This window comes from Methanosarcina acetivorans C2A, from assembly GCF_000007345.1.
Lineage (GTDB): Archaea > Halobacteriota > Methanosarcinia > Methanosarcinales > Methanosarcinaceae > Methanosarcina > Methanosarcina acetivorans.
In genome coordinates this window covers 4,610,915-4,632,421 of sequence record NC_003552.1, presented here as the reverse complement: position 1 = coordinate 4,632,421, position 21,507 = coordinate 4,610,915, and the positions used below count along the sequence as shown (strand labels likewise).

Below are 21,507 nucleotides of genomic sequence, written 5' to 3'. Positions count from 1 at the left end.
CTATTAAAAAACTTATTTTATAAGTCTAGGGTTTATTAAGTGTAGTTTATTAAGTGTATTATGTATCTTGCACGTTTTTGAAAATGTGTTATTATCTCTGAGGGAGACGGCTTGAAGAATCAATGTTCATTATGAAATCACTGTAAAGGAACTTTTGTTCCTGCGGGATTGGTGTGTCCATCCTGAAGGAGATTATTATGAGTTCTCAGAATAGTCCCACATCAACGTTTAGGTCCAAAATAAAATCCAGCTTGCCTTTTACTCTGGTAGTTTCGATAATCGGTTTTATAGCTTTTTTGATCAGAATACGCCCCTCTGATTCAGTTTTCCTATCCAATGGGTTTGTAAGGTTTGGGGGCAACGACCCCTGGTACCACATGCGGACCCTAAATTTTCTCCTCGAAAACTATCCCAGCAGGATGTTTTTCAACCCCATGACCAACTACCCTAACGGGAGTTACATCCATTTCGGTCCGTTGTTTGACCAGATGATGGCTATAACCTCTCTATTCCTGGGAATGGGCAATCCCAGTCAGGAACTGGTTAATACCTTAGGAGCCTATTTTCCTGCAGTTCTCGGAGCCCTTACGGTAATTCCTGTTTATTATATCGGAAAATATCTCGGAGGTCATAAAACCGGGATACTTGCTGCAATCCTGATAGCTTTTGCTCCGGGGCAATTTTTGCACCGTTCCATCATAGGTTTCACGGATCATCATGTATCTGAGACTTTATTCAGTACTTTTTTCATGATGTTTTTCATGCTGGCTTTGATTTCTGCAAAGGAAAAAGGGTTGCGTTTCGAGCATGTAATTACCAAAAATCTCGATGCCCTTAAAGAGCCACTTATATATTCCATCATGGCTGGTGTCATGTATTCGGCTTACCAGCTTTCGTGGCCCGGAGCGTCTCTTTTCTTATTGATCACTCTGGTTTATGCCGTGATCCAGTATGTCCTTGATAATTTCCGTGGTGAGTCAAGTGACTACCTTGGGATTGTAGGAACGGTTACATTTCTTGTAAGTTCGATCCTTATCCTCCCCTTTGTTCATCCTGAAATGGGCTTTTCAATGTATTATTACTCCTGGTTCCACGTAATTACAGCTTTGGGAGCATTGGTGATTTTTGCAGTTTTAGGTTTCATTGGAAGGGAGTTCAAAAAAAGAAACTTAAAGGCTTATTATTTTCCTCTGGTAATATTCGGAGCTTTTATTTTTGGGCTTATTGCAGCAAAAATTATGGTTCCATCTCTTTATTCGCTGGTCATAAACGCTCCTCATTCTATTTTCGGAATCCAGACTGGTGGCCCCTCTACAATTGCAGAAGTTTACTCCATATTTTACCCCAATGGAAAAATTGCAGGATTTTCATTTTCAAGAGTGTATGAGTATTTTACAGCTCCCGCTTTTTTCGCCTCAATCGCCGGAATGATCCTCCTGACGGCAAATATCGTCAGGAAACCGAAACCTGAAGAACTTCTGACTCTGGTATGGGGACTTTTAATGTTCATGGCAATCTATGGTCAGAACCGCTTTGCATATTACTATTCGGTAAATATTGCGGTTATGGGGGCTTATCTGGGAGGGAGACTCCTTGAACTTGTAAAATGGGACAGGCTTGAAGAAAACTTCGGGACCAATGTAAAATCGCTTAAGGATTTCCCAGGTTTCTTCAAATCCGTAAAAATAGAACAGATCTTTGCAGTCCTTGCCATATTCGCGGTGCTCGTTCTTCCAGAGTATAGCTCTGCAATGGGACAAACAATCGGCACCGGAGGCCCCAATGGTCCCTGGATTGAAGCCTGTCTGTGGCTCCAATCCAATACTCCTGATCCGGGCATGGACTACAATTCAGTCTACGAAGCTCCTGAGGATGGAGAACTTTTCGATTACCCTGAAACCGCTTACGGAGTCATGTCCTGGTGGGACTATGGACACTGGATTGAAACTATCGGATACCGAATGCCCAACGCCAACCCCTTCCAGGCTGGAATTGGGGGACGCAGAGGAAGTATTGAAGACGAAAACCAGCCCGGTGCTTCCCCGTTCTTTACGGCTCAATCCGAAGAAGAGGCAACCGAAGTGCTTGAGGCTGTTGACCCTGACCCGGATAAAGCAGGGGCTCGTTATATTGTTTCGGACATCGAAATGGCTTCTTTATTTGGAGAGGGAGTAAATCCAAAATTTGGGGCTATGACTTCCTGGACTCTTGATTCCGACGGATACACTCAGGCTTACTGGACAGGGAGTGGATATCAGTACTTCCCCTCCGACCGTTATTTTAACTCAATGGAATCAAGGCTGCATATTTTTGACGGAAATGGCCTTAAGCAGTACCGTCTTGTGCACGAGACATGGGCTTATCAAACTCAGGAAACCTGGCACAAACAGGTTTACAATTACATGTACGGAGGTAATATCTCCGAAGACAATACGGGTTATGTCAAAATCTTCGAGTATGTAAAGGGGGCAAACATAACCGGGACTGTTTCTCCAGATGAAACAGTCAAAATAAGTACTACAATTCAGACCGGTCAGGGCCGGACTTTTGGATATTCCCAGTCTACAACTTCGGATTCTGATGGCAGGTATGAATTTACTGTTCCCTATTCAACCGAAGGTCCTATTTCCGGGGAAACCCGGTTTGATACTGCGCCCACAGGCCCGTATGTCGTAAGCTACGGAGATACGACTAAGGAAGTAAGGGTTACCGAGGAAGCCGTGTTAAATGGAGAAGAAGTGAAGATCTAAATGGAGAAGAAATGAAAATCTGAATTATTCTGGAGCATATTTTTTGGCTTTCTACTGAATTTTTATTTCCTTCTTTTTCTTTCCTTTTTTATGGATGCTCTAATCTGGGTTTTACTGAAAAATCCTGTCTTTTTTTGCAGAAATCCTCTTTATTTCTCCTGCCTATCCGTTATTTAGATATACTATTAAAAAAGTTATTGTACAGGTCTAGGGTTTCTTAAGTGTATTACGTATCTTGCACGTTTTTTGAAGACGTGTTATTATCTCTGAGGGGGACGGCTTGAAAAATCAATGGTCATTATGAAGTCACTGTAAAGGAACTTTTTGTTCCTGCAGGATTGGTGGATTCATCCTGAAGGTCATCGGAGTTAATCTTGCGGCGAGGGTATTGAAGTTCTACTAAAAGTTAAATGTAAAATTAATCTGAAATAGTTGCATTTGAGTTTATTAAATCTACTTAATTTTCTTCTAACACAAATTATATATTTTATTGAAAAAATGTACCTCCTGAAGGAGATTACTATGAGTTCTCAGGATCGCCCTGTATCAACGTTTAAGTCTAAACTAAAATCCAGCTTGCCTTATACTCTGGCAGTTGCAGTAATCGGTTTTATAGCTTTCTGGATCAGAACACTTCCATCAGGCACGGTGTTCCTATCCAATGGGTTTGTAAGGTTTGGAGGCAATGATCCCTGGTATCATATGCGGACCCTAAATGTTCTCCTTGAAAACTATCCTAACAGGATGTTTTACAATCCTATGACCAACTATCCTAACGGGAGTTACATCCATTTCGGTCCTCTGTTTGACCAGATGATGGCTATAACCTCTCTGGTCCTTGGACTGGGAAGTCCCGGTCAGGACATGGTTAATACCGTAGGGGTCTATTTTCCTGCCGTTCTCGGAGCCCTTACGGTCATTCCTGTTTATTATATCGGAAAACATCTCGGAGGCCATAAAACAGGCATACTTGCTGCAATTTTGATTGCTTTTGCTCCAGGGCAGTTTTTTTCACGTTCAATTATTGGTTTTACGGACCATCATATAGCCGAATCTCTATTCAGTACTTTCTTCATGATGTTTTTCATGCTGGCTTTGATTTCTGCAAAAGAAAAAGGATTGCGTTTCGAGCATGTAATTACCAAAAATCTCAATGTCCTGAAAGAGCCACTTATATATTCCATTATGGCCGGTGTCATGTATTCGGCTTACCAGCTTTCGTGGCCCGGAGCTCCTCTTTTCTTATTGATTGTTCTGGTTTATGCTGTGGTCCAGTATGTACTTGATAACTTCCGTGGGGAATCAAGTGACTATCTGGGATTTACGGGTATAGTCGCATTTTTGGTAAGTACAATAATTATACTTCCGTTCGTCCATCCCGATATGGGATTCTCGATGTACTATTACTCCTGGTTCCATCTTGCTACAGCTATTGGATCAATGGCAGGTTTTGTAGTTTTGAGTTTTATCGAGCGGGAGTTCAAAAGCAAAAATATAAAAGCTTACTACTACCCTCTGACTATACTCGGAATTGTCGTTCTGGGCATGCTAGTACTAAAAATCGTATCTCCATCCATTTTCTCCCTGGTTATAAATGCTCCAAATACCGTGTTTGGAGTTCAGACGGGCGGAGCAGCCACAATTGCTGAAGTGTCTTCGATATTTTACGAGAGTGAAGCTTTTACCCTGTCAAAAGTCTTTGGAAACTTTACAGCCTCAGGTTTCTTTGCTTCTCTCCTTGGAATGTTAATACTGGCTGTAAATCTTTTCAGAAAACCGAAGCCTGAAGAAGTACTGGTTCTTGTCTGGAGTTTTTTGATCCTCCTTACCATCTACGGCCAGAATCGTTTTGCGTACTACTATTCAGTAAATGTTGCGGTTCTCAGTGCCTATGTAGGAGGCCTGCTGCTTGAAAAAGTAAAGTGGGGACAGCTCAATGAGAAGTTTAGATCCAGCGTGAAATCTCCTGCCGATATCCCGGGATTTTTGAAATTCGTTAAGGTAGAACAGGTTATTGCGGTTCTGGTTATAGCAGTTGTCCTTATTTACCCAGTATACGGTCTCTCTATGAAACAGACAACAGGCACAGGTGGTCCTGACGGGACCTGGATTGAAGCTTGTCTGTGGCTCAAATCCAATACTCCTGACCCTGGTATGGACTACAATGCAGTCTACGAGGGTCCTGAAGACGGGGAAACTTTCGATTATCCTGATACTGCTTACGGAGTCATGTCCTGGTGGGACTACGGGCACTGGATTGAAACTATCGGGCACCGTATGCCCAATGCCAATCCTTTCCAGGCTGGAATTGGGGGGCGCAGAGGAAGCATTGAAGACGAGAACCAGCCGGGAGCTTCTACATTCTTTACGGCCCAATCCGAAGAAGAAGCAACCGAAGTGCTTGAAGCCGTTGACCCTGACCCGGATAAAGCCGGAGCCCGTTATGTAGTATCGGATGTTGAAATGGCAACAGGCAAGTTCTATGCAATGACTGCCTGGACTCTTGATTCCGACGGATACTATCAGCCTTACTGGACAGGGAGCGGATACCAGTATCTTCCTTCCGAACGTTACTTCAAATCAATGGAGTCAAGGCTGCATATTCTTGACGGAAACGGCCTTAAGCAGTACCGTCTTGTGCACGAGACCTGGGCTTATCAGACTCAGGAAACCACCTACAAACAGGTTTACAATTACCTGTACGGAGGCAACATCTCCGAAGTCGATACGGGTTATGTCAAAATCTTCGAGTATGTTAAGGGAGCAAATATAACCGGAACCGCTTCCCCTAATGAAACAGTCAAAATAAGTACGACAATTCTTACCAATCAGGGTCGGACTTTCGAGTATTCCCAGTCGACAACTTCGGATTCCGAAGGCAGGTATGAATTTACTGTCCCCTATTCTACCGAGGGTTCTATTTCCGGGGAAACCCAGTTCGATACCGCGCCCACGGGCCCGTACGTCGTAAGCTACGGGGATACGACTAAGGAAGTAAGGGTCAGTGAGGAAGCCGTGTTAAATGGAGAAGAAGTGAAGGTATAAAGGAAGATCTGCAGTTAGAAGTAAAGTCAAAGTGTAAGATGTGCATTATATCCTTCTGCACATCTGCTTTTCTTCTAATTTTTACTCTTTTCTTTGCTGTGCATCTTCTTAATATCTTTCTTTAGTTTCCCATCATTTTCTTAAATATCTTTCTTAGTTTCCCATCATTTTCTTAAATATCTGTCCGTATCTATCATCATTTTTCTTAAATATCCGTCACTTAGATATACTATTAAAAAACCTACTTCACAGGTGATGTGTGATGAAAAACCCCATCATAGGCCGAGTCTGGAAATTCGGAGACGACATAGACACTGATGTGATTATCCCGGGAAAATACCTGCGGACAAAGGATATGCAGATTTTTGCAGCTCATGCGATGGAAGGTATTGCTCCTGAGTTTACGAAAAAGGCAAAGCCCGGAGATATTATTGTTGCAGGAGAGAATTTCGGGTGCGGTTCCTCAAGGGAACAGGCTCCTCTTGCTATAAAACATGCGGGAATAGCCTGCGTTGTGGCAAAGTCCTTTGCAAGAATCTTTTTCAGAAATGCGATTAACGTGGGGCTGCCCCTGATGGAGGCTGATATTGAGTGTCAGGAGGGGGACGAGATAGAAGTCGACCTGCTCAAAGGGGAGGTCAGGGTTCCCGGAAAAGGGGTGTTTGTTGGAAACAAACTGCCTGACTTCCTGCTCGATATACTCACAGACGGCGGACTTGTTTCCCATAGAAAAAAAGCGCAAAACGAGCAGAAAGAATAACAACCGCTTAATAGACAGGTTATTGTTAAATAGATAGCAAGCAGAAAAAACAATTGCTTAATAGGTCGTAACGATCTGCTTGAAAGAGTTGCTGACAAAGAACGGGATAAAATTCGAACAGATCGGATTCAGTACCCACTCATACAGCTGATTTTAACAGTCGATTCCTATGATTTTTCCTGATGAATACAAGTATGTGGGAGTAACAAAAGTCCTTCCCACAAGCACCGAGCAGCTAATTTATTTCCTTACGGAGTACCTGATCGAAGAAAGGGAAAATCCCGAAACCGGAAATCCTGAGTATGCAGTTTACCACGTGAAAAAAAGTGGAGACGGGTTTCTCAGAAAGGTTGAGGCCCTTGAGCTGATCGCCTCAGGCGATGAAGTGGTCAGGTATGCCCGGGAATTAAATATAAAAGATCGTGCCCTCCTTATAGAGACTGCCGAAAAGCTCTGCACAGGCAGGGTAAACACTGTCATCTTTACGGGTGTGGACAGACATGTTACAATTGTGCATGACCCTGATCCCTCCGTAATTCTCGAAATCGAAATTCTTGACGTTGCCCCCCCTGAGCCTGCCTGGCTTTTGCAGGTTGTAAGGAGGCTTGAAGCAAGTGGAATTTTTGGAGACCTGCAGGTCCGGTTTACTGAAAAGATAATTGACCTCAGGCAGTTCGAAGGGAAAAACACGGTTTTCCCCTGTAGTGCCTCGGGACTTGAAGGCAAATGCCTTGACTCGGATTTTCTTACCGAACATGGGCACCTGCTTGTAGGGTGTGAGATCTCAAAAACTCTTTTTGAGATGCGTTTTCCGGAACTTGAGTATTCTTTCGTAAATATCTGCCCTTTTAAGTCCGAAGTAGTCGTACCCTCAAAAACCTTTATTACGCGCTGCTGCAGGTCCGAAAAATCAGGGCTTGTAAATATTTCTGGCTTTGAAGGGGCTGTCGTCCACTGGGGAGCATCCGAATACCAGGTTGTTGAAGCGGTCAGAAGCCTTGTAAACAGGCTGAGGAAAACCGAGTGATATTATTCTGAATGTCTTATCAGGGGAACCTTTAAATTGAAATCTTTAAATTGAGACCTTTAAATTAGGAAACTTTTTAAATTGGGGAATCTTTAAGTTTCAGGAAATTCATTATCCCCAAAACCCATGTGTAAAACGAAGGTGGAGCAATTTTTCGATGTCTTTTTTAACCAATTTCCTTTTAGGGCTCGGGCTTGCAATGGATGCTTTTGCAGTTTCCATGTCAAGCGGCACCACAATCAGGCCTTTTCGGGTCAGTGATGCTCTTAAGCTGGCTGTTTTTTTCGGGAGTTTTCAGGCCATGATGCCGGTACTGGGCTGGATTGGAGGAAGTACGGTAAGTAGTTTTGTTTCGGATTATGCTCCCTGGATTGCATTTTTGCTTCTGGCTTTTATCGGGTGCAAAATGATCTATGAGGCTCTTTACGGAGATCAGGATGGAAAAGTAAACTCCCTTAACTATTCCGTGCTTTTCCTGTTAGCTGTTGCAACGAGCATAGACGCACTTGCAGTGGGCATGAGTTTTGCTTTTCTGGGGACACCCATTCTTGAGCCCGTAATTATCATAGGCTGTGTAACTTTTGTCATGTCATTTTGCGGCGCAATTCTGGGATACCGGCTGGGACATTTCTTTGAACACGAAGTCGAAATTCTTGGCGGGCTCATTCTGATCGGGCTAGGCGGAAAAATCCTTGCCGAACATATGCTCTGGATCTGAAACATCTCCTTAGGGTCTGAAAAAGTTACGCCAGATTCATATACCTCAAGCATAGATGCAGTACCATGAAACTCGCGGTAATCGAAGGTGATGGGATCGGCAGGGAAGTAATTCCCGCAGCTGTTGAAGTCCTGGACGCGTTCGGACTTGAGCTTGAGAAAGTGTCTCTGGAACTGGGCTATGCAAGATGGGAACGGACAGGGAGTGCGATCTCGGAAGAAGATATAGCCACAATAAAAGGGTGCGACGCTGTTCTTTTCGGGGCGGTTACCACAGTACCTGACCCGAGTTACAAAAGTGTGCTTCTGACAATCCGAAAGGAACTTGACCTCTATGCCAATGTGAGGCCCGTAAAACCTCTCCCCGGCATAACGGGCGTTACCGGGAGAAATGATTTCGATTTTATTATTGTCAGGGAAAATACGGAAGGACTCTACTCCGGGATTGAGGAAATAGGCCCTGACCTTTCCTGGACAAAAAGAGTAGTTACCCGAAAAGGCTCTGAGAGGGTTGCAGAATACGCCTGCAAGCTTGCAAAACAGAGAAAGAACAAACTTACCATTGTCCACAAATCCAACGTCCTGAAGTCCGACAAACTCTTCCTTGATGTCTGCCGGCAGGTTGCCAGCTCCCATGGGGTGGAATATGGCGACATGCTGGTCGATTCTATGGCTTATAGCCTTATGATGCGCCCCGATAAGTACGATGTTGTGGTTACTACAAACATTTTTGGAGATATCCTGAGCGACATGTGCGCAGCCCTTGTGGGAAGCCTGGGGCTTGTCCCGAGCGCCAATATAGGGGAGAAATACGCCTTTTTCGAGCCCGTACACGGGAGCGCTCCGGACATCGCAGGAAAAGGTATTGCAAACCCTCTTGCGGCAATCCTCTGCGTGAAGATGCTGCTTGAATGGAGTGGCAGGGGGAAAGAAGCTGCTCTTATTGACAGAGCTATCAGTTACATACTGGAAAAGAAGCTCATCACTCCTGACCTCGGGGGCGTCAGCACCACAGCAGAAGTCGGGCAGACGGTAGCGAAGTATGTAATGCAGAATCTTTAAAAAGGGATTCGTAAACAGAGATCCATAAACAGGGATCTGCAACTAAATAGCGGATCTCCCGCTGATTCTCTGTCTTTTTCTTTCCTCAGGGGAATTTTAATATTTTAAAATTCCTTTTATTACTGGCATATTTTGCTGTTAAAGGCATACAGTTCTGCAGTTGCATAATATAATTGCAATAGATTTTAATCCATTGCTAGCGAATGAATGGGGGGTTCATTCTGCCGGAGTTTTTGATGTTTCAAAGCTTATTACAGAGGAGATGGTTGTATATCCCGGAAATCCCGGACCTTCGATCGAGAGGTATGCCTCCTTACCGAAGGACGGGGTAAATGAGTCTGTTCTGACTCCTGGATGTCACACAGGCACGCACGTTGACTCAAGGCTACATCTTAGAGAAGGAAAAGAAGGAGTTTCATCCCTTCCTCTTGAAAGCTTTTATGGGAAATGCAGGGTTTTTGACCTTGTCCATGTGGAAGAAGAGATCCACAGGCAGGATCTTGAAGGGTTCCAAATCGATCCCGGAGACATAGTGTTTCTCAAGACAAGAAACTCTGCTCTTGGATACATAAAATTCCTTGAGAACTACGTACACCTGAAAATGGATGCAGTCGAATACCCTGTCAGTGCAGGAGTCAAAACCCTGGGATTCGACTACTTCAGAGTCAAAAAGCTTGAAGGGGATGACGAGGTTCATGAACTGCTTCTCAATAACATGACCCTGTTTGAAGGCCTCAACCTTGCGGGCGTGCACGAAGGAGAGTATACGATCCTGGGCTTGCCTCTTCATATAGATGCGGGGGTAGCTCCGGCAAGAATCATATTGATCAAAGAATAATTACGGAAAATCACAGTAAAATTACGAAAAATTACAGTAAATTAAAGACGCAGTAAACTCGATTATATTTATAAAAGTTAGAAAAGAAATTCGAGAGATTGCTGTTTCTGTCCTTACAGACTCTCTCCATATTTATCAGTATCCAACATTTTTTCATGTTTTTTCTTATATCTTTTTATTTAATTTTGGATTGTTTTTTCCGCTACTTCCAGACTTATCCACTCCTGTTCAATTCCACCTGAACTTTGCTGGTATTCATTTCTAAAAGATTCGAACAATGCATAATAGAAGGCTCTCTCAACAAGGTATTTGAAATATTCATCCATAATTTTTCCCTTTCCCCGTACAGTACTTCTACCTCATATTTGATAAATATTTGCAAGTTTATCGGATTAACTACTAAAAAAATTTATAGTATAAATGCTAAGAATTTTCATCAAACATCCTGTGAGGAATATGTGAGGAACATGTATGAATAAAAAAAGTCTTTTGATTGTTTTTATTCTTTTATCGGTTACTTTAGTTTCCGGTTGCAGTAGCTCTGCCGACAACTTTTCCGGGAATTCCGGCACCACCGATGTCAATCCTGAGAGCGTTGAGAACTCGGGTTCAGATATTGGCAATGGTGATATCGACGTTCTCTATCAGGTCTCAACAATCGATGCCCTGTTGCAGGGTGTTTATGACGGAATTCTGCCAGTTGCGGAACTTGAAACCCACGGAGACTTTGGGATAGGAACCTTTGACGGGCTCGAAGGGGAAATGCTTGCCCTTGATGGAAATTACTATCAGATAAAAACCGATGGAATTGCCTATCCCGTATCAGGGGAAATGACAACTCCTTTTGCCACAGTCACCTACTTTGAGGCCGATGAAAATCTCCGGCTTGAGGAGCCTGTAAACCTTACAGAGCTCGAAGCCTTCCTTGACCTTAATCCCTAGATTCGGCAGGTTAACGTAATTAGAGATAGATATTTTCATATTTCTCTCCCATTAGACCCAGTATCTTCCAGTGAATCTCCTCCATATTCAATATTTCTGACTTCATTTGTCCTTTGTTCTGAGAAATAAGTTCTGTAATTCCCTGAAAATTGAAAAATATCCATCTCATTGTAGGTCTTTTTGTTGGTTTCCCTTTTTGATCTGGAATCGTTTCATTTTCTTCTTCTAATTTTGTCCTTAATTTCCATTCTGCAATTGAATAAATCATTAAGCAGAGAACCATTATCATAGTCATCGCTTCAATTCTCTTTTTGTTCTTGAGGTAAACTTTCGATATGCTAAAGGTGTTACTTTTCAAGAATCTGAATCCTTTTTCCACGTTATCCTGCCCTTTGTAATACTTCAGCATATCCTCAGGAGAAAGATTGATATCATTACTTGCAAGAATAAAAAGTCCCATTTTATCCATTTCATTTAAAACAAAAGCATCATTAACCTTTATGATTCCATTAATCCTGCAATAAGTCTTTAATTGCTCATCTTTTGAAGGTCTGCCTCTTTTCCCCAACTCACGTTTTTTAATGGATTTCACATCTACTTTTTCAAATGAGACAGAAGGGAAATCTTGAATCCATTTTTCTGCAGCTTTTAATGCATCCTCTTCGCAAAAAAAGTCCTCTCCTTTCAGTTTTTTAAAAGACTTCTCTGCTTTTTCAACCTCTTTTTCAAGCTTCGTCCTGAGAGTTTGCTCTTTCTTCTCTTTCATCTTGTGAGAAAGCAGCAAAACCCACTTTTGTTTGACTCCACCATATTCCACAAAGGTTTGATAAAATGAGTATCTTTCGTCGCTTTTTAGCGTTTTCAGGTTCAGATTTGCAGTTAGCAGTTCCTTTGCCTCGGTAATTGTTGCGGGAACACGACTGATCCAGAATGACTTTCCCATGTTCTTGATATTATTGTCTGTGTAAAAGGAACTATCAGCGACGTAGTAAACTTCGCTTTCAGGTCTTAAAACTGATTTGAGAGACTGGATCGCTTCCAGAATTGTGTTTTTGTCGGAAGAATTTCCTGAATGTGTGTTCATGAAAAGAGGTATCCCATGCTGATTAACAATCAAGCTAAGTACAAATTGTTTGAGGTCCCATCTTCCGTTTTTGGGAATTCCAAAAGTAATGTCAATAGACTCAGTTTCTTCGTCATCATAATCCCCATAAACGCTGACACTTGTAGTGTCAGCGTGTAAACAATGAACAGGAATAGGTAGATGAGTCATGATGTGAAGAGCAATTTCCGTAAACAGTTTTGTAGGGCCATATTTTACGATTCTGTCAAGAGTCTCTCCGATAACGTATTGATTCAGATCCTCTCTTGTTATACCGTCTCCGAAAAGCCTTTCCGTAGAAATGTTTTTAAAAAAATCAGGAAACAGGTACAGACGTTGCCCTACGAAACCAAGACCATTGAGCAACATGGCAAGGATGCAGACTGAGTGAGGGACAGTATGATCCCTTTCTTTGGGAAGTTTTTCATCGATCAGATTGTCAACCTCAAGTTCTCGGAACACTCCAACTATCAGACCAAGGTGACCTAAGAACCTTGTACGTTTTAGGGAGGATTCAACTCTTCTACTGCTGTCTTTTTCTGCCATGGGAAAACCAGGACAAAGATATAAAATTAATAATATTAAGATATTTGTTTACCTGCCGAATCTAGGTTAATCTGCCTTCGGAAAACCTTTTTTACGCGGTTCGGGTCGATGGCAATTTCTCTTACATAAAAGCACGAAGTGTGCCCAGGCAGGAAAAACCCTATCCCAAACTTGCGGATGCCGTATCCTCCCAATCTGTCTTCGAATTTGAAAACATAAGCGGCACACTGGTAGGTTTCAGAACCCCTGAATATGTGAAAGGCGTGAACGTGCCTGGATATCACCTTCACTTTATTACAGAGGATAGAAGCGCTGGCGGGCATGTCCTGGACATCGAGATGGAAAACGGGGAATCTTCCCTCGACATTACAAATGCGTTCTTCATGGAGCTCCCCACAAGCGGAGATTTCTATAACGTGGAACTGGGCCAGGACCTCCAGGCTGATATGGAAAAGGTTGAAAAGTGATCTTCAATTCTCACTTTTAATGCTTTCTTTGCTTTTGGAAGACAAATTCCCCCCTTCTCCCCTTATTTTTGTTTTATTCCCGTTTTTTGTTTTATTCTCGTTACTTCTTATTAATTTTGCCTTTACTTTTCCCTCACTTCCATCTAATTTTTTTATTTTATCTCCCTTTACTTCTTCTTAATTTTATTTTTCGTTTTTCCCTTCCTAATTCTTACATATTTTTAGGTCTGTTGCTTTATCTTACTTGCTTTATTTCTTAATTTGTTTCTTTTTTCTTCTCCTCATGAATTTTTGTTGAGATTCGCATCTCAACATTCCGCCAGTTCATAGAGGTTTTGCAGCTTTTACTATCCTGATTTTTTATTCCCAATCTGGTATTCCTTGTATATGTTCCCAATTTACTATTCCCAATTTACTATTCCCAATTTACTATTCCCAATTTACTATTCCCAATTTACTATTCCCAATTTACTATTCCCAATTTACTATTCCCAATTTACTATTCCCAATTTACTATTCCCAATTTACTATTCCCAATTTTTCATATTGATTTGCTATTCTTTATTTACTATCTTGTTTTACTATTCCCTACAAATGTTAACCGGATTCCGGTCTTTACATGTTCGGTACTGAAACTTTCATCTTCAGGTCCATTCCCGGTATCTCCCCAAACTGTCCGGAAATGTAAGTGTTTCTGAAGTTTTCAAACTGTTCATAGTACTGAGCACGTTCAACTAATCCTTTGAATATCTCTTCCATTGTATTCACCTCTATTCCCAAAAACTACTCCAGTACTTATTAAGCTCCGCCAAGCAGGGTGAAAGTATTATTTGATGGGGTTCCGGAGGTAGAAACTTCAATATCTATATGGCTAACGTACCTGAAAATCTCTCTCTACAGGCTGTAACCCTATAACTGAAAATTTCAAGAGATCGGGCTGAAATTATATCAAGGGCTGAAATTATGTCAAAAAAGAGAGTTTAAAATAAAAAAGTTGTAGGGAGACTGGTTTACTGCTCTTTTGCAACAGCCGCAAGCTGCTCCCCGAGTTTTCTGCATCTTTCCAGCTCTTTTTCATATGGTCTGTACCTAATCTGCAGTCCGGGTTCCAGCACTTCGATTCCTGTATCTTTTAATTCTTTTTCTACTGTTTTTACTGCTCCTCCGCCCCATCCGTATGATCCGAAAGCCACAGCTTTTTTCTTCTGGGGGCGAAGGCCTTTGAGATATACCAGGAAGTCTCCTACTGTTGGGAAAAGCCCGTTATTAAGAGTTGGGGATCCCACTGCAAAGGCAGCTGCATCGAGCATCTCTTTCATTATATGGTTCCGGGTGTTTTTCCGAAGGTTAAGAAGTTTGACCTCAACTCCCGCCGCCCGGACCGCTTCTGCAATCTCGGTTGCCATTATTTCCGTGCTTCCCCACATAGTGTCGTATATGACAAGCACCTTTTCATTTACTTCCCCATTAGCCCATGCCCTGTATGCCTCAAGGATTTTTTTGAGGTCCTGTTTCCAGATGATCCCGTGGGAAGGGGCGATCTGCAGAGGGTCCACTCCCATTTTGTCCAGTACTCCCATAAAACGAAGCAGAGGCATGTGAAACGGCATCAGTATGTTTGCATAATACTCGGCAGCATCCGGGATAACATCCCCTACTTCGAAGTCATACCTCTTTGAGGTGGCTATGTGCTGCCCGAAACCATCGTTTGAGAAGAGGATCCGGTCTTCTTTCAGGAAAGTTTCCATGCTGTCAGGCCAGTGAAGCATTGTGGCTTCAAGGAACATGAGGGTCTTGCCTCCAAGGTCCAGTTCATCTCCGGTCTGCACAACCTCAAGATCCCAGTTCTCACTGCCCAGGCCTCTGAAATAGCCGTTAAGGATGTCAACGCCCCGTTTTGTAATGAAAATCTTTGCATCGGTTTGTTTTTTGAGCTCGGCCAGAGAACCTGCGTGGTCAAGTTCCATATGGTTTACTACAATGTAATCGAGCTTTGAAGGATCGATTATCTGGGTAATACGCCTGAGCATCTCCCCTGCAAAGGGAGCCTTTACGGTATCGATAAGGGCAGTTTTTTCCCCCACAACAAGATAGGAGTTGTAGGTCGTCCCACCAGGCGTGGTGAACCCGTGAAAATCCCTGCCGTTCCAGTCGATTGCTCCTACCCAGTAAACTCCCCTGGCAATTTCGACGGCTCCGTCAGTTTTTTCTGTTTCCATATCTCCCAACCCTCTCAGTTTTCAGGTCTGCATCCTGAACTGAGTGATATATTCAAGGTAGCTATCAATAACCTCGTAGTGGCCCCTTTCGTACCTTGACAGCATTTCAAAGAATTTTTTCTGAGTTTCGTCTTCGACTCTTTTTGCCATTTCCGAATAAAAGTCCTCACTCTTCCTTTCATGCCTCATGGCTGCCAGAAGAATGCCTGCATCGCCGAGAGTGATCTCCCCTACTTTTGTTCGGCTGGCATCGAATTCAGGGCTGAAGGACTGCCCGCTGGGAACTTCCGTGCTGATTTCAGGCAGTTCTTTTTTGTCACGGTAATTTTCAAGGTAGCCAAGATGCTTCATTTCCTCAGCCGCCAGCTCCTCATAAAGTTCCTTGAACTTTGGGTTTTCCATTAAGCCAGCCTGCTGTAGATAGAATTCCCTTGCTTCTTTTTCCCTATCAATTGCAAGAGCTATAGCTTCTTCAATTCCTTTAAGATTTCTTACTTCTTCAATTGTTTCCTTATACGCGCTTTTCATACCGCTTACCCCCTATGGGACTATTTTTCTCAGATTTCCCTTCCTTTTAAGAGTTTAATTCCCTGTTTACTTCCTAGTTTTGGATTTCTTTCTCTCTTTCACTTTTATGGTTATATCTTCAGAAGGCTTTTCAAGTCCAAATATATCATAAATGTCATAGGGACTGGCAAGTACGCTTATGTTTTCCATCTGCGCAAGTTTTTCCGAATTTGTAACGTCTACTTCGCGCATACTCAGCTCAAATGCTTTACCGCTGGGTGCAGCGGTTTTCACAGTTCCCCTTTTCTGGTCTACCGGCAGGATGAAAATAGGCGTTTTTCCTTTTGCAGTCTGGGAAACCGCATTCGTAACAAGAGTATCTGCAATCCCGTACACGATCTTTGCCACCGTATTGGCAGTTGCCGGAGCTATGAGCAGGAAATCATAATACCCCATCTGTAATGGGCCTGCAATGAACGGGGAATTGGGGCCTGCATCTACTTTGAAGTTAGGGAAATCTTTCTGGATTTTGTCCCAGAGATGATACCATTTCATTACGGTTTCGCCCTCTTTGGACAGGAAAACCATTGTTTCAACGCCTGTTCGGTCCTTAATATCTACCAGAATACTATATGTCTCAATCATCTGGTCTCCGGAACCTGTAATCCCCCATGCTATACGTTTAACTTTCTTGCCTAACGGTTCTACCAAAATAACACCCTCCTTAAGGTTTTAATCCAATCTCTGATGCCTTATTATCCTGATTATCTGACTTTTAATCGGATTTCTGAACTTCCAATCCTTTATTTCCAGTCCTAACGGTTTACTATCATTTATTTCGCTGCTTATTTGTTTCGCTGCTTCTTAACTCATTGCTTATTTGTTTCTTTTCCCGGAATTTCCGGCTTTTGAGCTTCGGGATCCGCTCCGGAACTGGCTTTTCTTATCAGCTGAGTTGTCTGAATAAGTTTCTTCAGGGTTTTTCTAAGGCTCCTCATACCTTCCGGGTCCTCGGAAACCCCTTCAGCTCCCCTGTCCTGTGACCAGAAAGTCCCGCCCAGATTTGCTCCGAAAGAGCCTCCTCCGACAGGGATCATTTCATTGATCACGTAAAAGTTCAGAATGGTCTGGATAGCCGGTTCCTGTCCTCCCATCCGATCTCCTCCGTCTGCGATCCCCATCCCTACCTTGTTCAAAAATACTTTTGGGTCTTTTGCAACGACTGCTCTGCAGCGGTCCATAATCGTTTTTGTCTGGGCACTTAAGGTTCCCTGATAGACAGGAGTCCCTATGATCCAGGCATCGGCCCAGATCATTTTGTCATACAGTTCAGCCGAAATGTCATCTTTGTGGATACAACCTTCTTTTTTCCTTATACAGAAATCGCAGTGGATGCAGAAGTTTAACTTTTTCCCTTTGGCAGAGAAATAGTCGGTTTCTGCCCCGTACTTCTCCCTTGCAATCCTCAAAGCTTCCCGGACCAGAAAATCAGTCGCCATATTTCTGGGACTTCCCGATATTCCCAGAATTTTTATCGGTTTGGTTTCAGTTTCTTGCATGTCCCATCTCCGACATCCCTTTTTAAAAATTAATCATATCTTGATATATACGTTGGTATGTCTTTTGGGCACATAATTTTATGCTCCGTAATCTGGATGCCCTTATTTTTTCATTTTGCCCTTTTTTCATGCCTTTTGTCTTTTTCTATGCTTTTTGTAAAAGCTTCCCAGAGTGAGGGCAATAAGCGTTCCTGTGGTCCCAAGGCCGGGAGTTGAGGCTTTTTCTTCCTCCGGATAAGCTGCCATATCAATTACAGGCACCGGATAGACTCCTTCTCCGAAAAGCTCGTCTATATGTTCCTGAGAGGCTGACCGGTAGTGAAGTACTGCCTTTGCACTGATGGGATTGGAAGCATCTTGAGGCATTGAAAAGGAATGTTTTTCAACAACTGAGGATTTAGGGCCGATCCTGTTGTCTGAAAGGATGCTTTCTGCTTCCCAAACTTTTACTGTGGGGTTTCCTTCGGAGTCGGCAAAAACCGTGTGATAGACCGTTGCTTCGGGGTCAATGTTGCCTTCACCGTCAAGGGCTCCTGAATGGTAAATTTCCTTTCCTTCAGCATCCAGTGCAATAAGTTCAAGCCACATCTCTCTGTCTTCGGTGACCCCGGTTGGAATTTTGTGTCCTGCCCCTGTGTTAGTAATTTCTACTTCCACTTCCACATTCTCACCCGGTTCTGCCGAATCGGGAGCCTTTACCTCGATTTCTGCGGCGTGCTGAAGGTACTCAATAGCCCTTTTTTCGTGTCTTCCTTCGCCCATGATGCCTGTTACGAAAGCGTTTGCACCCACAAAGTAATGGGTATACACATGTGCCCTTTCCGGACCTGTTGAGGCAGCTTTTCCGGGGTTTTCTTCGAAACCGACAATTCCCGGGGTCATATGGCAGGCCTGACAGTTCACTCCTTCTTCGGCATATGGGCTTTCTTCCCATTCGGTATAAGTGGCTGCAAGAGTCAGGTTATTTACCGGGTGGTAGATATTATGGCACATGCCGCAGTATGCTGACTCATTATAGAACTCATGTGCTTCTGTCTCATGGGAAGGGGACTCAGAATCCTTCCTGCTTCCCCATTTTACATCTCCGGGCTCAAGGACATAAGGGGCGTTTCCTATCCCCTCGCTTTCGGCAATAGAGTGGCAGAAATCACACTGGACCCCTTCTTTTGCAACTTCGCTGAGGTTAGAGCCGTCGAGGGGGGGAATTTCGGCCGAAACCATTCCTATGGGCGTATGGCAGCGAGAACAAAACTCCGGAGGAAGCCCCTGGGCTTCTGCAGCTACCCCGTATTCCTGAAGCATTGCTTGGTAAAAGAAGTCGCTGTCCGCATTCGAATGCATCGAGCCGTCCCATTCCCCGAAACTGCTCCCATGGCAGTTCGAACAAAGACCGGACTTGGAAAACTGGCTCGAGGTAAAGTCCCCGGGCCCGCTCGGGTCTGCCAGGGCAGAGGATGTCCAGATTCCTGTAAACAAAAAAATGCTAATCAAAAGTCCCGTGCTTTTCACTGACGTTCCCTCCAGACGTTACCCTCCGGTTTTTAGGTCTCCCAGGTGCACGTTTGCCTTTTCTCCCCCGGATATTCTCGACTTACTGGAAACCTGCCCTGAGGCCGCGTGAGTGTTGCTGTTCTCTCAGGTACGCAGGTTTACTGTTACGGATTTTCTTCTCCGTAGCCTCCTGCAAGTTTACTCTTCAGACTCTATAGTTCTCACTGTCCCTCAGGCAGCAGGCCCCAGCTAGCTTCCTCTTTTCTATGTCAGTTTCTCTTTAGCTCATCTTGATAGTCATGAACTCTTCCCAGAGCCCATGGATATTGCAGTTTTCAAGAGCCCGGAGTTTGCTCTCTTTTCCTGCCAGAGATTTGTCGGCCTCAACCGTGAATGTGGCTTCAGCCTTCTTGTTTTCTAAGGAGAGTTCCGCTCTCCTTATTTTTTTGTCGTTGAGGTAGAGTTCGATCCATTCAATGTGATGCTTTTCCTCCATTACATGAGGAATTATCCCCACTTCCACGGTCACATCAAAAGGCTCTCCTGCAACGATAGTTTCCGGTACGTTTATTATTGGGATGTGCTTTTTCTCGCCGTCGGTAAGGTTGTTAGGATCCGCAGGCTTGTTTATTTTTTCTTCCGCCATTTTCTTCCCCATCACTATTTTGTTTTAAAAATGTAGTTTTTAAATGTAGTTTTTATTTGTTCTCAAATGCGGCTTTACATATCTTTCAGCATTTTAAGAGCATTCCTGCATGCAGCTACGGCAGGAGCACCTGAGGTGATGAAGATGACTTCCATTGTCTCCATGATCTCTTCTTTGGTAGCTCCGTTTTTAAGCGCACTTTTCATCTGGGCTACGGTACAGGATTCGCACTGCTTTGATGCCACAACTGCAAGAGCCATGAGAATTTTCACTTTGGATGGAAGAGCTCCGTCCGTCAGTATTTTGTGATCGCATCTCCTGTATTTGTGCAGGAATTCCGGATCAAGATCCCCCAGCGTCTCCAGAACTTGCGGAGTGAATCCCATTTTTTCTCCCATACTCTCCAGTATCTCTTCATGCTCTGTCATTTTTCCAGTCTCCTTACTCCGATAACTACCAGCTGTTGATATTTATATTGGTTATTTATATTTATTATTAATTAATATTTCTCAAATCTGTGTTCAGGCCTTTTACTTCCTCATTCCTGTCCAAAGGCCCTTTATTAAAGTCCGCATCCTTTGTTATGGGCTGCACAATAATTTTTTCAAACGCAGAACCCGTCCCCGAGAATAGAACTGATGCATTCCTTACACATCATCCTGGGAAGCCCTTTCTTTAGAGTTTTGTGGGGCAGCGGGTACCCTCCTCCCTTCATTGGGAATTCTACCTGCTGGATATGTTCCATGCAGAGCCCTTTCCCGCAGACGATGCAAACACCTACGGCTTCGCTGTCTTTACCCTCTTCAAGGCAATCGTAACATTTCAGCATATTTGACCACCTCAGCAAACCTCATTAAACAGACAGTTCTCCTTCAGAGCTTCATGGCAGGGGACACAGACGATCCTTTTAATGTGTTCCTTGTCAGGCTTAAGTTCGATAGGATAGTCGCCTTCCCACGCAGGTGTTTCCTCATGGATAAGGTGTTCTTTGCAAACTCCTCTTCCACATACGATACAAATTCCCACAGCATCCGTATCTTTGCCCTCTCTGGCACATTCGTAACACTTCATTACTTTCCCTCCAAATCAGGAAATCCTGTTTTATCCGAATTTTATCCGCATATTTTCAGGTCTGAGATATCATAAACCCATACATATAGAGAGAATTTCTTACTTTTTTGTTATTCTTCAATGAGAGTCATATCTTCTCCGCAGCAAACAAGTGTTCCGCCTCCTACTTCTGTTACAACGACTTCGTTGCCGCAGATCTCGCAGCGGTACTTTTCTCCTTTTCTGGATACAGCCATAGCTACTTCACCTCCTTGCTTCTGAATTTAAATACCTCAAAACTTTCAAGCGGGCTTTCCCCTTCCCTGTAATCCCGAAATTACTCCGGGTTTCACCAACACTCATACATGTTAACCATTCTTTGTATATAATTGTAAGGACTTTTTAAAAAGTAACATAAATTTTTTCCTTCTATTCGGGTATGTCTTATTTTTTTCATACATTTCTGTCCGGGGTTTCAGGGCATTTCTTCTCCTCTTTTCACTGCTAATGGCCTCAATTTTTCCCCTGCCAAGCATGGAAAGGTCTGCAAATTTCGACATCCCACATTTTTACAATATAAATCTTTTCCTGCTTCCTGATGATAAACTTTCGCTAAAATAAGCTATTCAGTCTTTTTTCTGCATCCTATCCTTACCGCCTGAAATCCGGCATGGAACTACCCTATTCTGGAAAAGGTTTATAAGGTTTGATTATTTCTTTTGAATGGGTCAGGTATTTAATAGGTCTTCACTCTAAAGGACTGTTTGAGAATACATTTT

At 43.3% G+C, this 21,507-nt stretch carries 23 protein-coding genes; 9 read left to right on the top strand and 14 right to left on the bottom strand.

Translation table 11 applies throughout. From position 1 onward, the window contains the following. The first annotated feature begins 197 nt into the window (after positions 1-197). The 7 genes from MA_RS19555 to MA_RS19525 all read left to right on the top strand — a co-directional run bounded on the left by MA_RS19555 (position 198) and on the right by MA_RS19525 (position 10,199). On the top strand, positions 198-2,750 hold the full coding sequence (locus MA_RS19555) for an oligosaccharyl transferase, archaeosortase A system-associated (RefSeq protein ID WP_011023657.1): 2,553 nt from the start codon (positions 198-200) through the stop codon (positions 2,748-2,750). Between the two features lie 522 nt (positions 2,751-3,272). Next, on the top strand, positions 3,273-5,795 hold the full coding sequence (locus MA_RS19550) for an oligosaccharyl transferase, archaeosortase A system-associated (protein WP_048065792.1): 2,523 nt from the start codon (positions 3,273-3,275) through the stop codon (positions 5,793-5,795). Positions 5,796-6,057: 262 nt separating this feature from the next. After that, on the top strand, positions 6,058-6,555 hold the full coding sequence (hacB, locus tag MA_RS19545; RefSeq protein ID WP_048065791.1) for a homoaconitase small subunit: 498 nt from the start codon (positions 6,058-6,060) through the stop codon (positions 6,553-6,555). Between the two features lie 169 nt (positions 6,556-6,724). Next, positions 6,725-7,582, top strand: a complete 858-nt coding sequence (locus tag MA_RS19540; protein WP_011023654.1) for a DUF7714 family protein — start codon at positions 6,725-6,727, stop codon at positions 7,580-7,582. 157 nt (positions 7,583-7,739) lie between these two features. Continuing rightward, positions 7,740-8,300: a manganese efflux pump MntP gene (locus tag MA_RS19535; protein WP_011023653.1), complete on the top strand. Its 561-nt coding sequence runs from the start codon at positions 7,740-7,742 to the stop codon at positions 8,298-8,300. 65 nt (positions 8,301-8,365) lie between these two features. Then, positions 8,366-9,361, top strand: a complete 996-nt coding sequence (locus tag MA_RS19530; RefSeq protein ID WP_011023652.1) for an isocitrate/isopropylmalate dehydrogenase family protein — start codon at positions 8,366-8,368, stop codon at positions 9,359-9,361. A gap of 193 nt (positions 9,362-9,554) precedes the next feature. Further along, complete coding sequence (locus tag MA_RS19525) at positions 9,555-10,199, top strand: cyclase family protein (RefSeq protein ID WP_157860337.1); 645 nt, start codon at positions 9,555-9,557, stop codon at positions 10,197-10,199. Between the two features lie 179 nt (positions 10,200-10,378). On the opposite strand, the gene MA_RS27540 is transcribed toward MA_RS19525, so the two are convergent. Next, the gene (locus MA_RS27540) at positions 10,379-10,525 is read right to left on the bottom strand and encodes a hypothetical protein (RefSeq protein ID WP_157860336.1); all 147 of its coding nucleotides are present in this window, start codon (positions 10,523-10,525) and stop codon (positions 10,379-10,381) included. A gap of 145 nt (positions 10,526-10,670) precedes the next feature. Between MA_RS27540 and MA_RS19520 the strand changes: the two genes are divergently transcribed. Further along, a complete protein-coding gene (locus MA_RS19520; RefSeq protein ID WP_011023650.1) occupies positions 10,671-11,141 on the top strand; it encodes an acetolactate decarboxylase in 471 nt (156 codons plus the stop codon). A gap of 19 nt (positions 11,142-11,160) precedes the next feature. Here the strand turns inward: MA_RS19520 and MA_RS19515 are convergent, their stop codons facing one another. Continuing rightward, complete coding sequence (locus MA_RS19515) at positions 11,161-12,789, bottom strand: IS1634 family transposase (protein ID WP_011021085.1); 1,629 nt, start codon at positions 12,787-12,789, stop codon at positions 11,161-11,163. Positions 12,790-12,860: 71 nt separating this feature from the next. On the opposite strand from MA_RS19515, the gene MA_RS19510 reads away from it, so the two are divergent. Then, positions 12,861-13,256 carry an acetolactate decarboxylase gene (locus MA_RS19510; RefSeq protein WP_011023649.1) on the top strand — a complete coding sequence of 132 codons (396 nt, stop codon included), beginning with the start codon at positions 12,861-12,863 and terminating at the stop codon, positions 13,254-13,256. A gap of 615 nt (positions 13,257-13,871) precedes the next feature. On the opposite strand, the gene MA_RS27535 is transcribed toward MA_RS19510, so the two are convergent. The 12 genes from MA_RS27535 to MA_RS19455 all read right to left on the bottom strand — a co-directional run bounded on the left by MA_RS27535 (position 13,872) and on the right by MA_RS19455 (position 21,288). Then, complete coding sequence (locus MA_RS27535; RefSeq protein ID WP_157860335.1) at positions 13,872-14,036, bottom strand: hypothetical protein; 165 nt, start codon at positions 14,034-14,036, stop codon at positions 13,872-13,874. Between the two features lie 230 nt (positions 14,037-14,266). Beyond that, entirely contained in the window at positions 14,267-15,475 is a 1,209-nt protein-coding gene (locus MA_RS19505; RefSeq protein ID WP_048065790.1) for an FprA family A-type flavoprotein, read from the bottom strand. A 21-nt stretch (positions 15,476-15,496) separates the two neighbouring features. Continuing rightward, a complete protein-coding gene (locus tag MA_RS19500; protein ID WP_011023647.1) occupies positions 15,497-16,003 on the bottom strand; it encodes a ferritin family protein in 507 nt (168 codons plus the stop codon). A 66-nt stretch (positions 16,004-16,069) separates the two neighbouring features. Then, complete coding sequence (afpA, locus tag MA_RS19495) at positions 16,070-16,693, bottom strand: archaeoflavoprotein AfpA (RefSeq protein ID WP_011023646.1); 624 nt, start codon at positions 16,691-16,693, stop codon at positions 16,070-16,072. 158 nt (positions 16,694-16,851) lie between these two features. Further along, positions 16,852-17,541 (bottom strand): flavodoxin family protein, encoded by a 690-nt coding sequence (locus MA_RS19490; protein ID WP_048065789.1) that lies wholly within the window; start codon positions 17,539-17,541, stop codon positions 16,852-16,854. A 126-nt stretch (positions 17,542-17,667) separates the two neighbouring features. Continuing rightward, the gene (locus MA_RS19485) at positions 17,668-19,050 is read right to left on the bottom strand and encodes a multiheme c-type cytochrome (RefSeq protein ID WP_052279209.1); all 1,383 of its coding nucleotides are present in this window, start codon (positions 19,048-19,050) and stop codon (positions 17,668-17,670) included. A gap of 262 nt (positions 19,051-19,312) precedes the next feature. Next, on the bottom strand, positions 19,313-19,678 hold the full coding sequence (locus MA_RS19480) for a class II SORL domain-containing protein (RefSeq protein WP_052279208.1): 366 nt from the start codon (positions 19,676-19,678) through the stop codon (positions 19,313-19,315). A gap of 74 nt (positions 19,679-19,752) precedes the next feature. Further along, complete coding sequence (locus tag MA_RS19475; protein WP_011023641.1) at positions 19,753-20,106, bottom strand: carboxymuconolactone decarboxylase family protein; 354 nt, start codon at positions 20,104-20,106, stop codon at positions 19,753-19,755. Between the two features lie 176 nt (positions 20,107-20,282). Further along, positions 20,283-20,507: a DUF2180 family protein gene (locus MA_RS19470; RefSeq protein ID WP_048065787.1), complete on the bottom strand. Its 225-nt coding sequence runs from the start codon at positions 20,505-20,507 to the stop codon at positions 20,283-20,285. 11 nt (positions 20,508-20,518) lie between these two features. Then, complete coding sequence (locus MA_RS19465; RefSeq protein WP_011023639.1) at positions 20,519-20,749, bottom strand: DUF2180 family protein; 231 nt, start codon at positions 20,747-20,749, stop codon at positions 20,519-20,521. A gap of 110 nt (positions 20,750-20,859) precedes the next feature. Further along, positions 20,860-20,985, bottom strand: coding sequence for a desulfoferrodoxin FeS4 iron-binding domain-containing protein (locus MA_RS19460; RefSeq protein WP_011023638.1), 126 nt, complete (start codon positions 20,983-20,985; stop codon positions 20,860-20,862). Positions 20,986-21,096: 111 nt separating this feature from the next. After that, a complete protein-coding gene (locus MA_RS19455) occupies positions 21,097-21,288 on the bottom strand; it encodes a hypothetical protein (protein ID WP_048065786.1) in 192 nt (63 codons plus the stop codon). Positions 21,289-21,507: the final 219 nt, after the last annotated feature.

Coding starts and splice junctions, on each gene's coding strand:
- MA_RS19555 (WP_011023657.1), top strand. CDS start 198: ATGAGTTCTCAGAATAGTCCCACATCAACGTTTAGGTCCAAAATAAAA.
- MA_RS19550 (WP_048065792.1), top strand. CDS start 3,273: ATGAGTTCTCAGGATCGCCCTGTATCAACGTTTAAGTCTAAACTAAAA.
- hacB (WP_048065791.1), top strand. CDS start 6,058: ATGAAAAACCCCATCATAGGCCGAGTCTGGAAATTCGGAGACGACATA.
- MA_RS19540 (WP_011023654.1), top strand. CDS start 6,725: ATGATTTTTCCTGATGAATACAAGTATGTGGGAGTAACAAAAGTCCTT.
- MA_RS19535 (WP_011023653.1), top strand. CDS start 7,740: ATGTCTTTTTTAACCAATTTCCTTTTAGGGCTCGGGCTTGCAATGGAT.
- MA_RS19530 (WP_011023652.1), top strand. CDS start 8,366: ATGAAACTCGCGGTAATCGAAGGTGATGGGATCGGCAGGGAAGTAATT.
- MA_RS27540 (WP_157860336.1), bottom strand. CDS start 10,525: ATGGATGAATATTTCAAATACCTTGTTGAGAGAGCCTTCTATTATGCA.
- MA_RS19520 (WP_011023650.1), top strand. CDS start 10,671: ATGAATAAAAAAAGTCTTTTGATTGTTTTTATTCTTTTATCGGTTACT.
- MA_RS19515 (WP_011021085.1), bottom strand. CDS start 12,789: ATGGCAGAAAAAGACAGCAGTAGAAGAGTTGAATCCTCCCTAAAACGT.
- MA_RS19505 (WP_048065790.1), bottom strand. CDS start 15,475: ATGGAAACAGAAAAAACTGACGGAGCCGTCGAAATTGCCAGGGGAGTT.
- MA_RS19500 (WP_011023647.1), bottom strand. CDS start 16,003: ATGAAAAGCGCGTATAAGGAAACAATTGAAGAAGTAAGAAATCTTAAA.
- MA_RS19490 (WP_048065789.1), bottom strand. CDS start 17,541: ATGCAAGAAACTGAAACCAAACCGATAAAAATTCTGGGAATATCGGGA.
- MA_RS19480 (WP_052279208.1), bottom strand. CDS start 19,678: ATGGCGGAAGAAAAAATAAACAAGCCTGCGGATCCTAACAACCTTACC.
- MA_RS19475 (WP_011023641.1), bottom strand. CDS start 20,106: ATGACAGAGCATGAAGAGATACTGGAGAGTATGGGAGAAAAAATGGGA.
- MA_RS19470 (WP_048065787.1), bottom strand. CDS start 20,507: ATGCTGAAATGTTACGATTGCCTTGAAGAGGGTAAAGACAGCGAAGCC.
- MA_RS19465 (WP_011023639.1), bottom strand. CDS start 20,749: ATGAAGTGTTACGAATGTGCCAGAGAGGGCAAAGATACGGATGCTGTG.
- MA_RS19460 (WP_011023638.1), bottom strand. CDS start 20,985: ATGGCTGTATCCAGAAAAGGAGAAAAGTACCGCTGCGAGATCTGCGGC.
- MA_RS19455 (WP_048065786.1), bottom strand. CDS start 21,288: ATGTCGAAATTTGCAGACCTTTCCATGCTTGGCAGGGGAAAAATTGAG.